This is a genomic window from Paenibacillus sp. FSL H7-0756 (genome assembly GCF_038006765.1).
Classification (GTDB): Bacteria; Bacillota; Bacilli; order Paenibacillales; family Paenibacillaceae; genus Paenibacillus_AQ.
On sequence record NZ_JBBOVT010000002.1, the window covers coordinates 1,185,679 to 1,199,307 of the forward strand.

Genomic DNA, 13,629 nt, shown 5'->3' on the forward strand with positions numbered 1-13,629 from the left:
GCATGTGCAACATATAAATTCTTATATTTCAAAAAAGCCCCCGCCTTGAAATCAAGATACGGGGGCTTGCTGTGTATATACTTATATAATCCGCTTCAGCTTGGCTTCCTGCTCAATGGAGCGCGCTGAGAGAAGTTCGATTATTCTGTGCTGATTCTCCAGAAGAGACTCCACATTGATGAGCCGCTCGTTTGTTTCCAGCACAGCACGTTTAATCTGTTCCTGATCTTGCCTCATTGTTTGCTGATCTTGCTTCATTGTTTGCTGCTCTTGCATCATTGTTTGCTGATCTTGTTTCATGTTCTGCTGCTCTGTCTCTATTCGATCCAAACGCTCGTTGACGGTTCCTAATTCCGCCTTAACAGGAACTAATTCTTCCCGAATAACGGACCGTAATAAATGTACCAGATCATCATCCATGTGCTCCGCTCCTTCAAACTTAATATTTAGATTGTACCAGAACCAAATGTATTATTCTACTTCATTTCTGCTTGTCATTTGACCTTATCGATCTTGAACACAAACTTCCAGGAAGCAGAATTTCCAGAATACCGCCCGCGGTTTTCGACTACCTTCACTGTCAGCGATTTGTTTTGGGTATCCTTCAGGGCGGAAACCTTAATTGAGGCGTTAGCCGAACCTTCATCGGGAATTTTATCTTGTTCCTGCGCTTCAGCCCGAAGCTTGATGCTTCCTGTAGAACTGACATCCAGCGTGACTGAATCGCCTTCCTCAAGCTCCTCTCCATTGACGAATCCGCCCCACCACCACTCATTGCCTACATGATTATTCTCAACCAGGTCTGCACTAATAAACGTGACCTTAACCTTCTGAGTCTTGCCTGCTGCCGATATTGGCTGCACACTTAAGGATAGCGCTAATATCATCACCAAAAAGAGCGTTGCCAGTTTCCGCTTCATTTTACAGTAGCACCTCTTTACAATTCTATTTTTTACCAATTATATCAGGCCAAATGACTTAGTTCTATAGACTCACAAAATATTCATATCTATCAGCCACGTTAGCGAATAAATTCAATCCGTCCGGACAAGGTTACATATATAGTATATGGATATCAGATAGATTCAGGAGGAACCGCTATGAAGAAGCCCTTGTATAAAAAGATGTCGTCCCTTGCCCTAGCGATCGTATTCGGCGGTGCCATCGGACTGACCGCAGGCTGCAACACTCCGGCTAATCAGGCCGCCCCAACTCCTACCGTGGCAGCGAAGCCGACAGCAGCCCAATCAACCCCTGCGCCTGTCTCTGAACCGTCCACCGGGAAGGGGGCAGTGAACTGGGAATCTGCGATCCAGCAAATCGCGGCTACGGATACGGAGGCCACGCAAAAAGCAGACGCCGCAGAAGTTTTGGCAAAATCGTATACTCCGTCGGCTGTGGAGCTTAAAGATTTTGAATCCCAGATCGTGGAGGAGTACACCGCCGGGAATTACCTCGCGCATAGCGAGGATGCCGGATACATGCTGACGAACCTGTTCAAGGCTACCGTTGTTGAGCGCAATCACTCTGATGGTGAGGCTATTAAGAAGTTTGCCTTTGACTTTTATCAGAACACTAAGAATGTCTTCCGCGGAATTGATGCTGTGGAGAGCGAAGCCGTGCAATCGAATGAAACGCAGATGGACAAGGCGTTGTCGGAGATTACAACCAAGTAAAAATTCTTATGTTACCGGCATGGGACCTCCCGTATTGATTGACAATTCAGGAATGATGGTGATACCTTTCATTAGGGTAAGGGAGCAGAAGCTCCCGCATTCATCATAAGAATTCAATTGTTCAGGAGGTCCCATGTTCAAAAAAACGATCCTTGTCCCCGTCATCAGCATGCTGCTGCTCGGCTCTGCCTCAACTTCTTCCGCAAGTGCGCAAAGCCTGTACTCCGATGTCAACGAGCAGAAATATGCCTGGGCGATGGAATCCATTCTTTTCATGACGGATAACGATGTGCTAAAAGGGTATTCCGACGGTACCTTCAAACCTGAGGCAACGGTTACCAAAGCCGAGTTCACCGTCATGCTGCACCGGCTGTTCGATAAGTACCGCCCCAATGTAGCGCCCCAGTTCCATGAACCGAAAGTGACCGGCTACCAGGATGTCCCCAAGAATCATTGGGCCTACAAGGAAATATCCGAGCTATACAATTCCTCTGCGGTCAGCGGCGGCGGGATTTCCCAAAACCCTTCAACAGGCAAATATATCTTCCAGCCTGATGCCCGGCTGACACGACTCAAGCTAACGTCTATGCTCTACCAATTATTCGCTGAAGATTTCGATAAGGGTGCGAATCCCGATGATCCTGACAAAGAGTTATACCAGCGGTTAAGTAAATTCAAGGATATTCCCTTGAAAAAATTTAATACTGAGACTGCGATGGATCAATACATGGATACAGAAAGAGCGAAGGCCGGCAACAGATGGAATACATACATACCTGGGGATGAGCTCTCCCCTGCGATTTTTTATACATACCCGAATGGATCTATCTCGCTAGTTGGAGATTTCACCTTCCTGCCGGTGTACGCCATTGCAGCGATGGATTCTCACAAGATTATTACAGCCGATTCCCGTGGATACTACAGACCGCTCGCCCCTGTTACCCGGGCAGAACTGGCAACCATTCTGGACCGCGTCTATCTGTTGTTTGAGAAGAAAGGGATTCTGCAGAAATACAGCAATAAGTAATCTTAAGCGTTGATTCATCAAGCGGGGTGGATAGTAAAAAAATAACCCGGCCTCTTTCAGTGCCGGGTAATGACCTCTATTTTCCGGTCAAATTCGGCCGGACTCCTTCAATAAAATAAAATCATGGCCACGCCGGGTCAATTTCATTCCAGTGGTGCTAACCGTCACCATCCCGCTGCCTGATCTGGAGATCTTAACATTCTCCACCATCCGGCTGTCGATGAGTTCCTCCATAATATCGGCGAAGGCCTCGGCTTCGAGTTCCATTACCTCCCGATTAACCGGCTGATCTGCTTCGATCCGCTTAAGGATGGCATATATCTTTTCCTTCTCTTCCATCGTACACCTCTTTCATGCCAGCACTGATTGCCCTGAAGACAATGACTTCTATTATCGCACATCCTGTCAGGGCAAGGCGAATTTAAATTCACCGTCAGGCAGCATGTCTTGTCCATCCAGCATCTATAAAAAAGCACAGTCCCGGATTACCGGGACTGCGCTGACTGATGGGATCTCCTAGTAGAAGCAGGCACTCAGAATAATAACGAGCAGGATATAAAGAACCAGAATCGCGCCTGTCGATGTCCAAGGACTTACTCCACAAGTATTCACTCCGCCTACATTGCCACCGTATCCGCAATCTGCACCCATGAGATTACCTCCTTCATAATGTTGACTACAGAACAGCATATGAGCAAATGGCCTGATCAGATTGGGCGAAACGGACATAATTTGGGGCGTATGTACAAGGGCATCCTGCCCGCCCGAATGTTAGAGCAGAGCAGGATGTCCCACAGCCAAGAGATTAATCAGACACCAGAATGCCGTCAAAGCTCTCCGGACCCACACGGACCGTACCCAAAAGATTCGAGCTGATAAACGCAGTATAGGTTAACTGCGGAGTAATCGTCGGGAGGAAATCGTCTGCAGAGAAGGTGATAACCTGCGGAGCCAGAACACTAAGGCTGAAAGTGGAAGTGGCGGAATACACAAGAGGGTCCGTAGCCAGTGTTCCTCTAACGATGGTTACAGTGATGCCAACCAGTGCAAGAGGCAGCGAAACGGAAACTGTTCCCTTCAGAATTACACGCGGATTCGCGCCTACCCCAGCAGTGATCAGACCAATTTGACCGAAGAGCTGTGGCGTATTAATAACTGTAATCGGTATTGCAATAGAGTTGGCTGTACTAGCATTCTGTGAGGTTCTTCCATCAACATAAGTTCCCATATCAAGCACCTCCTTTCTTCTTAACTAGTATATTAGCGTTCCTACCAAACCGATTGGATGGAATTACCATTCCTTGCACCCTATTTTATTTCCTCTCAAGTAGCCGGTATTATCCTACTCCTCTTTGGTCGTCCCGCTCCGCTTATTGAAGGCCAGTTCAAACAATCCCGTTGCCGATAATCCGGCCAAGCCTCCGGCCCATAGACGAAGAATGAGATTCATGTCTGTAAAAGGGTACGCAGCCGCTCCTACCAGCAGGCCGATGACCAGCCCCACCGCAGGAACCACATTGCGTGGAAGATTCACACTGTTCTTGACGAGCTGCACCAGCGCCATGACGAATACCGCCAATACGGATGCAAAGGCTAGTACATTGTTAAGTGCATCATTGTACATAACGGCTACACCCCCTTGCTGGTAACCAGAAGACCGGCGCGGTGCAAAACGGTCAGCATCCGGTAAAAATCATAGCTGCCTCCTGAAGGCGTATCCAGCAGACCGGCAGCTGACGCTGCCTGTACCGCAGGCTCAGCCCAAGCCGGTACGTTCATCACAGCACGGCCCTCAATGACAGCCAGCCGCTCCGCCACACCTTTAATAGACTGGCCTTGCTCTTGAACGCCGGCCTTCAGTGTATCTCTGCTGACAGACAATCCTGCCAGCAGCTCCTTCAGCTCCCGCAGCTCGGTTTCCAGCGCCGCAAGTTTTTGTTTATCTTCAGCCGACATCTCTTCATCCTCCTTCTGCTCGTCATATTGATACAGGTTATATGAATCCATAATCTGAGTCAGCTTGGCCGCATAATCCGGGTCCGTTGCATAGCCTGCAGCAGCAATCTCGCGGGCGGCTGTTTTGCCGTCCACTCCAATGGCCTTGCTGTACAGCTTGGGGTTCCAGGAGACTCCCCCGGTAATCAATGCAGAATGATCCGCTATAGATTCTCCCCAGTTATGATAGGAACGGAACTGGGCAGTCACCTGTACAGCTTGGCCGTTCCTGTATTCCGTTGTCGGAAACGCCAGGCTGCCTGCCGGCCCGCTGCCCTTGATACCAAACAGGTTATTAGCCTTCTGCGTCAAGCCGCTCGTTCCCCAGCCGGATTCCAGCGCCGCCTGGGCAATCGTCAGCGAAGCTGCGATACGGCTGCGCTGCATATCGGCTACCGCGAAGGAAGCAATCCGGGTGATAAATTCGGAGCTTGCCATTGCATCACTCCCTTTCCTACTATATTAAATGCGCCGCCCTGCCAAACTGCCTGTGCTTATCCCTGTTATGATGTATATGGAAGCAGGCTGCAGCTTATACGTATTGAAACAGCGCCGGAGCGGATGCCCCGGCGCTGTTTCAATACTCCCTATATGCCCCTCCGCTAAAATACGCTAAGGATAATAATCAGCAAAATAAACAACACCAGTATGGTCGCCGTTGACGTTCTCAGACCTCCACTCATCTGAAGCCCTCCTTTCTTACGCACATGCCCAGCTTTGATTCCTCTACATCATATGCCTGTAGTCCCAAAAAAACTGGGCGAACGCACAATATGGGATTTATATGTAATAAAAAGTATTGTTAAATCTTCCACCCTGGCTTAAACTAGTAATAATTAACTATATCGGAGGGACTAATTTACTATGCCTTCATATTATTTCAAGGAAATTTGGACACCGCTGAGCTGGATAGGCATTAAGTTTTTCCGGGACGATGAAGGATTTCTGTGGATAAAGAGATGGTCTAATCCACGTAAGCGATTGCGCTGAATGTAGTGAGATAACGTCAAACAACCTTTTATCCGGCACAAGAGGAGCACCCCTGTCCTGCTGATAAAAGGTTGTTTGTTGTTACTGTCTGCTTCTGACTCCTGATCCTAAGATGCCGCCTCGAAGGTAATCCGGTTCTTCCCGCTCCGCTTGGAGATATACAGCGCTTCGTCTGCGAGCCGCAGGGTCAGGGCGGTATCTCCGCCGTCCGGAGTCCATACAGCAGCACCTACGCTGCAGCCCACACGCAACTCCTCGCCTTTGATCAGAATCGGCTGGTTGATCTTGCTGATAATCCGCGAAGCCACCACCTCCGCTTCCTTCATCGGTTTGCCCGCCGAGGTATTCAGAATAATTAAGAATTCATCCCCGCCCAGCCGGGCAACGATCTCATTGTCCCGCGTACAGTCCATCAGCCGGAAGGCAACCTCCTGCAGCAAGGCATCTCCAACCGCATGGCCGAAGCTGTCGTTCACTTTTTTGAAGCCGTCCAGATCCATGTACAAAAAGCTTAGCGTCGTCCGCTTCTGCTTGGCCTTACTGACCGCATGGGCCAGAAACTCATCCAGCGCTGCGCGGTTGGGCAAGCCGGTAAGCTTATCATGGAGCGCCATATCCGACATATAGCTTAGCTTGGTCTCTGTCTTGGTCAGGTTGTTCACCAGGCCCCGCAGGGAGGCTGACAGAATCGCCACATCCTTGAACCGGGTAGAAGCCGGGATCTCCACATCGGCGCCGGAGCTGAGCAGGTCGGCTGTACGGGTGATATCCCTCAGCGGGCGGCTGATCCACGAGGCCAGCAGCCAGCCGATTAGTGCGAAGACTGCTGCGGTCAGCAGACCGCTGATCAATATGAAGCGTTCAAGCTGATGGACCGAGGCAAAAGCGATGTCTGCCGGCTGACGGATCATGACCGTCCAGCCAAGGCCCGGATAGTTCAAGTAACCATCGCCATAAGCGTATCCCGTTAGATAGGAGTCACGGCCCCGCTCCTGTTCAATCACGTAGGAGTTCTTGCCGCTGCGGGCCTGCTGCAGAACCGCATCCGTCATTCTTTTACCGGTGAGCGCTTCAGGTCCCAGCAGAATGGTATCATCCTTCTTGCTGACCACGAACACCTCCACACCCTTAAGCCGTTCCTTGAGCGGATTCACAATGGAGGCCTCGACCTCGCGTGACCACTCCCAGCTAAGATGTGCCGCCAGCACACCGCTTGTCTGTCCTTGCTTGTCCATGACCGGCACGCTCACATCAACAAACTGCAGCGCTTCTCCCGTCGGGGCAGGCAGCAGCTTAGAGAGCAGCACTGCATCGTGGACATCCCCGACGAAGGTTCCCTTAAGCGCCTGCTGAAAAACCGGCCTCTGGCTGATATTCGTTCCTTGTAGAATCCGATCCGTGGAAGCAACTACATTCCCTGTCTTATCCAGAAAACCTACCCAGGTGAATACTGGAAGACTCTTCTTCAGCTGATTCAGCAATCCGCCAGCTTCTGCCGGTTCCACAGGCTCCTGAAAAGCATTAAGCTTACTCAAAACTTCTATTTCACCGGAACGTGACCACATGAACTGATCCAGCTTCTCGGACATTTGGTTGGCCTCTGCGGCCAGGGAGCTGCCGATACCGACTTCCACAGAAGTGGTGGAGCGGTTGCCGATCACATAGCTGAGGATAGCCGTGAGCAGAATGATAATAACCGCAAATGCTGTTGAAAATAAAGTGCGAAGACTTAATGACATGTAAACTCTCCTCTTCCGATGACCTTGTTCATGCTTCCGACCACTGAAGATATCTTGCGGCAACATGTCGAAACGGGTCGATATTTCTTTATCGGAAGAGTCCGGCAGAAATATAATACAGCTTCCGGCACACAGCCGTTTTTTCTTGAGCCGTTACCCTACCTTCGCTCCCATAGAGCGGGCCAGCAGCACTGCCTGCTCCACATCCAGACGCACCCCTTTGAGATCCAGACTCTTCAGGTCAATCCCTTCCAGCTTGGCGTCACGCAGATCCGCCCCTGCAAGCTTGCACTTTGCAAGCTGAACCCGGCTTAAATCCGCTCCGCGCAGATCCGCCTTTTGCAAATCGCAGCCCTGCATATCGGCCTCGGTGAACCGGATGCCACGCAGATCCTGCCTGCTGAGGTTCAGATGGCGCAGATTCGTATAGGCCCAGTCCCCTCCGCTCAATGTGATTCCGTCCATATGGGCGTTGGCGAAATCCGATCCGACCATCTTGCAGTTCTCGAACTTCGCCACGAACAGATTCGCTCCGGTGAACTTGCAGTTGGTGAATGCGCCATCCGTGTGCAGCGAAGCATTCAGCAGGGCACCGGTGAAATCGCAATCGACAAACCGGCAGCCGCTGGAGGTCATCTCTTCCATCGAAGCTCCCTTGAAGGAGCAGCGCTCAAAGGTACAGCCGTTTATTTCTCCATCCTGCAGCGCCGCGTAATCGAAATTATGCTCATTAAACGTTTCATTATGAAATTGATACATGGTTTAAGCACCTCTTGATCTGGGTATTGGGCCAAAGATATGGTATAACATATACTATATTATTCTTTAAATATACTACTTTAGGAGATTGTCCAAGTGTAGCCGTTTCGATATAATAGCAAATAAAATCGCGGAGGTAAATGATGGATGACTCCAGCAGAAAAGAACCATTCCGATATGTAATGAACCAGCCCATCGATTGCTGGCTTGAGATTCCAGCCAGTAATTCGGGACCGGGAGCGGGAAAATTGACTGAAGGTATCCTGCTTGACCTTAGCCGCTCCGGCTGCAAGGTCCGCACCTCGCTGAACCTCCGCTTCACCGCAGGGGATACGAAGCTGATTATTCATTTTCAGCTGGCGGAAGAGAAGCTACAGTACGAAGGCAGTGTCCGCTGGGGCTGGATGTTTGGTTTGGGACAATACCAGTACGGGGTAAGGCTGGACCTGCAGGAAGACGAGGAAGAACAGCTGCTGCGGGAGCTGGAGCTCTGGACCAGCGGAAGAAGCGCGCAAGGCTTATAGCCATTCCTCTCCTTATGGATGCACACAAACGCAAGCAAGGCTGATGGGGAGCCTTGCTTGCGTGAAATAAGAACATCCCTTTATACTTCGATTCTTCTCCTCACCAGTGTAACCATTCCACAGATCATCAGGCAGACAGCCGCCACTTCAAACAGCAGCGCCCCTTGATTGATTGGAAGATATTTTATAGTGTAATCACTGCCGGACTGGAGTCTTCCAGGGTAGATCTCGAAGCTAAAGGCATTCTCCAAACTGATGAAATAGGTGTGGAAGAAAAACTTCTCCAGAAAACCGAATCCGTTCTCCAGCAGGACCAGAAGGACGATGCCAATCCAGATTCTCCCCTTCATTCGCAGACTCAAGGCTACTGTAAAGGAGAACATAACCATCACCATTAGAAATAAGGTGGACCAGACCGCCTGAAGCAATGCCCTGAAGCCAACCGTCTGCAGATTTCCAGGCAGGAAATCCATCGTGTACAGCAGCTTGTAGATCCCCAGATGGGCCAGACCGAGGAGGATCACTACCCCGGTCAGCAGCAGCGCCAGCAGCATGGGCGACAGGACCGTCTGCAGCGCAGTAACCGGCAGAAGCCGCCGTTGATAGGATTTAAGATTACGGAAATATCCGGTAACCGTTATAAATATCATTGCGATGGCCAGTATACAGTACACAGCCAGATTCAGAGACGCCAAGTCCGCGTCTATCTTTGCACTGGAGATCCACAGCCCGGCCTGAGCGAGCAACGCAATGACGATGAAGACGAGAATGCGTTCTTTGCGGCGTTTAAGATCATATTTCAATAGCTTCAGCATTCGGCAAACACCTCTCTGAACAGCTCATCTACGCTCTTCCCGTGCTCTTGTCTAAGCTCCTCCACCGGACGATGCAGCACAATCTCCCCATCCTTCAGGAAAATCACCTCATCAAAGATCCGCTCGATATCCGTCACCAGATGGGTGGAGAGCAGAATACTGCTGTCCTCCTCATAGAACTCCATCAGCGCATTCAGAATCTTGGTCCGCGCCACCGGATCAACGCCTCCTATCGGCTCATCCAGCAGATATAATCGGGCCCGCCGGGAGAGGGCTAAGGTCAGCTGCAGGCGTTCATTCATCCCTTTGGATAACGTCCGCACCTTATCCGCTGTGCGCAGCTTCATGAAATCCAGCATCCGCAGTGCCTTGGCCTGATCGAAATCCGGGTAGAAATCCTGCTGGAATCTCAGAGAATCTCCAATATTCATCCATGACTCTGTGACCGGCACATCCGGCATGAAGGAGACGAGCTTCTTACTCTCTACGCCCACGGGTACGCCAAGGACCGAGATCCGGCCCGAGCCGGGCCAGGCGAGTCCTGAGATCAGCTTCATGAGCGTGCTTTTGCCGCTGCCGTTGCTTCCCAGAAGACCGGTGATGGTGCCGCTGCCCAGCTTGAAGGAGACCTGATTCAACGCCTGTCTGGCACCGAATTGTTTGCTTACATTCTGAATATCAAGTATATCATCCACTCTTCTTACTCCCCCTGTCCCTGGTCCCGCTGATGAATGCTCTCTGCTACTGCAGTTAGAATATCTTCGCCCTGGAAGCCGAGCTCCTGCATTCCGCGGATAAAACGGTCCAGCACATCCTGTGCCATCTCCTTCTTAACGGTCAGAATCGTCTCTTCGCTTCCGGTCACATATCTGCCCATGCCGCGGCGGGTCTCCACGATGGTCTCACGCTCCAGTTCCTGAAATGTTCGTTGCACGGTATTCGGGTTAATCTGCAGTTCAGCGGCCAATTCACGGACAGAGGGAATCTTATCTCCAGGCTTCAGCTTGCCGGTGATAATCTCTCCTTTGATGTAATTCATGATCTGGAGATAAATCGGCTGGTTATTATCGAATTCGATTCCCATCAAGCAACATCCCTGCGTCTGAAGACGGCAAAGCCTGCAAGCAGGAACAGCGTCATGTAGATGCACAGCAGGATAATGGAGAAGGTCAGTGTCATTCCCTGCATCGGCGCACCGCCATCCTGGTAGGCTGCGAGATTAAGATTAGGGAACAGCACATATTTGTAGAATTCACGGGAAATGACCAGCTTGTCGATGGTGGTGGCGAAGATGGTCGCCCCAATGGTTACACCCGTCGACTTTGTCAGAATCCCCAGCATGAAGCCAATCGTGGCGTAGACGGTACAGTACACAGTTGAATACAGCAGCGAAGCAAGGATCGCGCCTATTCCCGCTTCCCCTCCGCTGAGTCCGAAGAAGACCGCTCCTGTGAGGAACAGCGCAACCGCTGCAACTACTTGCATGCTAAGTGTATACAGCAGTACAGTTAGATATTTGGAGGCCAGGATTGCGGTGCGGCTGCGGGCACGGATCAGCAGAAATTTGATCGTGCCTTGGCTGTATTCTCTGGATACAATCCCCGCCGTTCCGACGATGACCAGAATGGCCAGAATCTGACCGATGCCTCTGGGCTGAAGAGAATCTGCCGTAAAGTCCGCCGCTGAAGCATAGATATCCGTAGCAAATGTACGTGTGATATAGCCCACTGCCAGCGACAGCACCAGCAGAATGATATAAGGAATGATATTGCTGCGTTTCTTCGATATTTTGAGCCATTCATTCAGCACAAGCAGATTAAATTTACGCAATGCGGTTGCCCCCTGTCCATTTCAGGAAATCTTCTTCCAGACTTTGTCTGTTCTCAGTAATCCGGTAAATCCCTACCTTGGCTTCGCTAAGTGCCGCCACCAGCTCCGGTACGGCTTCATCCGGCAGCTGCACATGCAGCTCGGAACGGGCCTCATCCGTTCCTGTGACCTTGACGCCCTGCAAGGCTGCGGCCACAGTCCGTGCAGCTTCAAGCTTATCTACCCGGATCGCAAGCGCTACCTCACTCCGCGCCTCCGGTGCTTCCGTAAGCTGTGTCACCGTTACAAGCTTGCCGTTCTGAATAACCACCGCCCGGTGGCAGATCTGTTCAATCTCAGCCAGCATATGACTGGAGATTAGAATGGCAATGCCCTCTACCTCTGCTATTCTGCGCATATAATCGCGCATCTCACGGATACCGGCGGGGTCCAGCCCGTTGGTCGGTTCATCCAGTATGAGCAGCTTCGGTGAGTGCAGCAAGGCCTGAGCGATCCCCAGACGCTGGCGCATCCCGAGTGAGTAAGCCCGAACCTTCTTATTCATCGCCTCCTGCAGCCCCACCAGCTCCACAACCTCCTTGATCCGCGAGACCCCGGCTCCATCACTCATGCGTAAATATTGCAGCAGGTTGTCGTACCCGGTCATATGCGGATAGAACTCAGGATTCTCAATGATCGCCCCGATCTGTGAGATCGCCTGCTTGAATTCCTTCCGGATGCTGTGTCCATGAATCAGAACATCCCCTCCGCTCATGCGGATCAGTCCGGTCATCATCCGGATGGTGGTTGTTTTGCCGGCACCGTTTGGTCCCAGCAGACCGACAATCTCTCCCTTCTGAATCTTGAAGCTCAGATTATCTACAATCGCCTTACCTTTAATCATTTTACTGACGCCCTGCATTTCCAGTACGGTTGGTTCTTGTGCCGGGCCAGACGGCCCCTGAGCCTTATTAGCAGTTGAATTCATGACAGCCTCCTTGTGCGGATCGGTATAGGTGGAGTATTCCACGGGTTGTTGCTGAGCTGGAACGTGTGTTACTGAGCTGAAACATGTGTATTTTTCTACGTTGTATTGGTGTGTTAGTTAAATAGTACACTAGGTATTTCGGTTTGTAAAGCAGGTTTGTGAAAAATTTCCTGAAGCTGTATGTAAACAGGCTATCCGTGCAGGGGTTCTAACCATACCAGTCTCTATCAGCATACATAGAATAGTATTGCAGGTGGCAGTATCATGCTGCTTTTGCCAAAACCGCTTCAAGGAGGAATACACATGAATAAAGAGGTTCATATCTCTCAGACTTATCCAAGACTCACAGTGTACAGTGAAGAAAACTTCCGGGGAAGAAGCAGAATCTACAGAGGCAATCTTGGCATCCGCAATACGGACAATATTCTGGATGGCATCGAAAGCCTCCGCTTCTTCTCCACCAGCAGCAATGCTACACTCGTCCTGTTCAGCAGAACCCGGTTCAGAGGCAGCTTCCGCGTGCTCCGCGGCAACCACAGCATCCGCGATCTGGATGATTTCATCTCCGGCAATGACGTAGAATCGATCATCTCTACCAACCAGAGACTGACGCTGGACCAGATCCGCCGTATCCGCAGCAGCGGGGAGCTCCCTGCAGGCTACCGCTTAATCTAACAGAACACGCACGCTGAACAGGGCACCCTCTGGTAATCGCCCAGCCGGAGTGTGCCCTGTTTGTCATTTAATTGTCTTGATTAACGTACTTTTCACACAACTAATTGATTTCTTTTTCGTTAAAGTTATAGGGGGGTGAGATCATGCGGAGTATTTGCTTTTCCGTTCTGGTATCTATTTTTCTGATAAGCGGATGTAACAACCCAACCGGAGAACGAAACATAAACATGAATTACAGCTTCAAAGAACCACATCTTTTTCCGTTTGAGATCGATGACGTTCGTACTGAAATCGCAGTGGATAACCCTAATGTGCTTCAACAGTATGTTTTTCATTATAAAAACAAGCAGACCCTGCAAGAAATAAGATACATCCTAAGTAAGGATATGAGTGCACCGGAGAAAATTTCTATTCAAGGCAAGCAACGCTTAGAACTTGATAATGGAAAAGAAGCATACTATGACGAAGACGAAACTACTCAATCCATCTGGTGGGAAGAGGAGAACGGCTTTTTGGCGCGATTTGTATATTATATCAACGGAAATCTAGATCCAATCCACACTGATAAATTAGAGGTTTCCGCCTTTATAGACTTAGCTAATCAAATTCAATAGGATCTTCAGACCACATCA

At 50.3% G+C, this 13,629-nt stretch carries 20 protein-coding genes; 5 read left to right on the top strand and 15 right to left on the bottom strand.

Going from position 1 to position 13,629, the window contains the following annotated elements:
• Window positions 1–81: 81 nt before the first annotated feature.
• Together NST04_RS21760 and NST04_RS21765 are read right to left on the bottom strand one after the other, a co-directional pair.
• Window positions 82–420 (bottom strand): hypothetical protein, encoded by a 339-nt coding sequence (locus NST04_RS21760; protein ID WP_341186115.1) that lies wholly within the window; start codon window positions 418–420, stop codon window positions 82–84.
• A gap of 74 nt (window positions 421–494) precedes the next feature.
• Entirely contained in the window at window positions 495–920 is a 426-nt protein-coding gene (locus NST04_RS21765; RefSeq protein WP_341186116.1) for a hypothetical protein, read from the bottom strand.
• Between the two features lie 180 nt (window positions 921–1,100).
• Between NST04_RS21765 and NST04_RS21770 the strand changes: the two genes are divergently transcribed.
• Complete coding sequence (locus tag NST04_RS21770) at window positions 1,101–1,676, top strand: hypothetical protein (protein ID WP_341186117.1); 576 nt, start codon at window positions 1,101–1,103, stop codon at window positions 1,674–1,676.
• A 133-nt stretch (window positions 1,677–1,809) separates the two neighbouring features.
• Window positions 1,810–2,703 carry an S-layer homology domain-containing protein gene (locus NST04_RS21775; RefSeq protein ID WP_341186118.1) on the top strand — a complete coding sequence of 298 codons (894 nt, stop codon included), beginning with the start codon at window positions 1,810–1,812 and terminating at the stop codon, window positions 2,701–2,703.
• Between the two features lie 87 nt (window positions 2,704–2,790).
• Here the strand turns inward: NST04_RS21775 and NST04_RS21780 are convergent, their stop codons facing one another.
• The 8 genes from NST04_RS21780 to NST04_RS21815 form a co-directional block, all read right to left on the bottom strand.
• Window positions 2,791–3,042 (bottom strand): YjcQ family protein, encoded by a 252-nt coding sequence (locus NST04_RS21780; protein ID WP_341186119.1) that lies wholly within the window; start codon window positions 3,040–3,042, stop codon window positions 2,791–2,793.
• A 177-nt stretch (window positions 3,043–3,219) separates the two neighbouring features.
• On the bottom strand, window positions 3,220–3,354 hold the full coding sequence (locus NST04_RS21785) for a YjcZ family sporulation protein (protein WP_209873522.1): 135 nt from the start codon (window positions 3,352–3,354) through the stop codon (window positions 3,220–3,222).
• A 154-nt stretch (window positions 3,355–3,508) separates the two neighbouring features.
• Window positions 3,509–3,931, bottom strand: coding sequence for a hypothetical protein (locus NST04_RS21790; RefSeq protein WP_341186120.1), 423 nt, complete (start codon window positions 3,929–3,931; stop codon window positions 3,509–3,511).
• Between the two features lie 114 nt (window positions 3,932–4,045).
• On the bottom strand, window positions 4,046–4,327 hold the full coding sequence (locus tag NST04_RS21795) for a holin (RefSeq protein ID WP_341186121.1): 282 nt from the start codon (window positions 4,325–4,327) through the stop codon (window positions 4,046–4,048).
• Window positions 4,328–4,332: 5 nt separating this feature from the next.
• Entirely contained in the window at window positions 4,333–5,136 is an 804-nt protein-coding gene (locus NST04_RS21800; RefSeq protein ID WP_341186122.1) for a glycoside hydrolase family 73 protein, read from the bottom strand.
• 164 nt (window positions 5,137–5,300) lie between these two features.
• The gene (locus tag NST04_RS21805) at window positions 5,301–5,381 is read right to left on the bottom strand and encodes a YjcZ family sporulation protein (protein ID WP_245368211.1); all 81 of its coding nucleotides are present in this window, start codon (window positions 5,379–5,381) and stop codon (window positions 5,301–5,303) included.
• 414 nt (window positions 5,382–5,795) lie between these two features.
• On the bottom strand, window positions 5,796–7,427 hold the full coding sequence (locus tag NST04_RS21810) for a sensor domain-containing diguanylate cyclase (protein WP_341186123.1): 1,632 nt from the start codon (window positions 7,425–7,427) through the stop codon (window positions 5,796–5,798).
• Window positions 7,428–7,580: 153 nt separating this feature from the next.
• Window positions 7,581–8,186 carry a pentapeptide repeat-containing protein gene (locus tag NST04_RS21815; RefSeq protein ID WP_341186124.1) on the bottom strand — a complete coding sequence of 202 codons (606 nt, stop codon included), beginning with the start codon at window positions 8,184–8,186 and terminating at the stop codon, window positions 7,581–7,583.
• Window positions 8,187–8,434: 248 nt separating this feature from the next.
• Here NST04_RS21815 and NST04_RS21820 point away from each other — a divergent pair, with 248 nt between their 5' ends.
• Complete coding sequence (locus NST04_RS21820) at window positions 8,435–8,710, top strand: PilZ domain-containing protein (RefSeq protein ID WP_235218399.1); 276 nt, start codon at window positions 8,435–8,437, stop codon at window positions 8,708–8,710.
• Window positions 8,711–8,790: 80 nt separating this feature from the next.
• Here NST04_RS21820 and NST04_RS21825 read toward each other — a convergent pair whose 3' ends face one another.
• Genes NST04_RS21825 through NST04_RS21845 form a run of 5 tightly spaced genes read right to left on the bottom strand, consistent with a single transcriptional unit; the run spans window position 8,791 to window position 12,322 of the window.
• A complete protein-coding gene (locus NST04_RS21825; protein ID WP_341186125.1) occupies window positions 8,791–9,525 on the bottom strand; it encodes a hypothetical protein in 735 nt (244 codons plus the stop codon).
• Window positions 9,519–10,220: an ABC transporter ATP-binding protein gene (locus NST04_RS21830; RefSeq protein ID WP_341186126.1), complete on the bottom strand. Its 702-nt coding sequence runs from the start codon at window positions 10,218–10,220 to the stop codon at window positions 9,519–9,521. The genes NST04_RS21825 and NST04_RS21830 overlap by 7 nt, the downstream gene beginning before the upstream one ends.
• Before the next feature lie 5 nt (window positions 10,221–10,225).
• A complete protein-coding gene (locus NST04_RS21835) occupies window positions 10,226–10,609 on the bottom strand; it encodes a GntR family transcriptional regulator (protein ID WP_341186127.1) in 384 nt (127 codons plus the stop codon).
• Window positions 10,609–11,355 carry an ABC transporter permease gene (locus NST04_RS21840; RefSeq protein ID WP_341186128.1) on the bottom strand — a complete coding sequence of 249 codons (747 nt, stop codon included), beginning with the start codon at window positions 11,353–11,355 and terminating at the stop codon, window positions 10,609–10,611. Before NST04_RS21840 ends, NST04_RS21835 begins: the two co-directional genes overlap by 1 nt.
• Window positions 11,348–12,322, bottom strand: a complete 975-nt coding sequence (locus NST04_RS21845; RefSeq protein WP_341186129.1) for an ABC transporter ATP-binding protein — start codon at window positions 12,320–12,322, stop codon at window positions 11,348–11,350. Before NST04_RS21845 ends, NST04_RS21840 begins: the two co-directional genes overlap by 8 nt.
• 303 nt (window positions 12,323–12,625) lie before the next feature.
• On the opposite strand from NST04_RS21845, the gene NST04_RS21850 reads away from it, so the two are divergent.
• Together NST04_RS21850 and NST04_RS21855 are read left to right on the top strand one after the other, a co-directional pair.
• Complete coding sequence (locus NST04_RS21850; protein WP_341186130.1) at window positions 12,626–12,997, top strand: hypothetical protein; 372 nt, start codon at window positions 12,626–12,628, stop codon at window positions 12,995–12,997.
• 227 nt (window positions 12,998–13,224) lie between these two features.
• Window positions 13,225–13,611: a hypothetical protein gene (locus NST04_RS21855; protein ID WP_341186131.1), complete on the top strand. Its 387-nt coding sequence runs from the start codon at window positions 13,225–13,227 to the stop codon at window positions 13,609–13,611.
• Window positions 13,612–13,629: the final 18 nt, after the last annotated feature.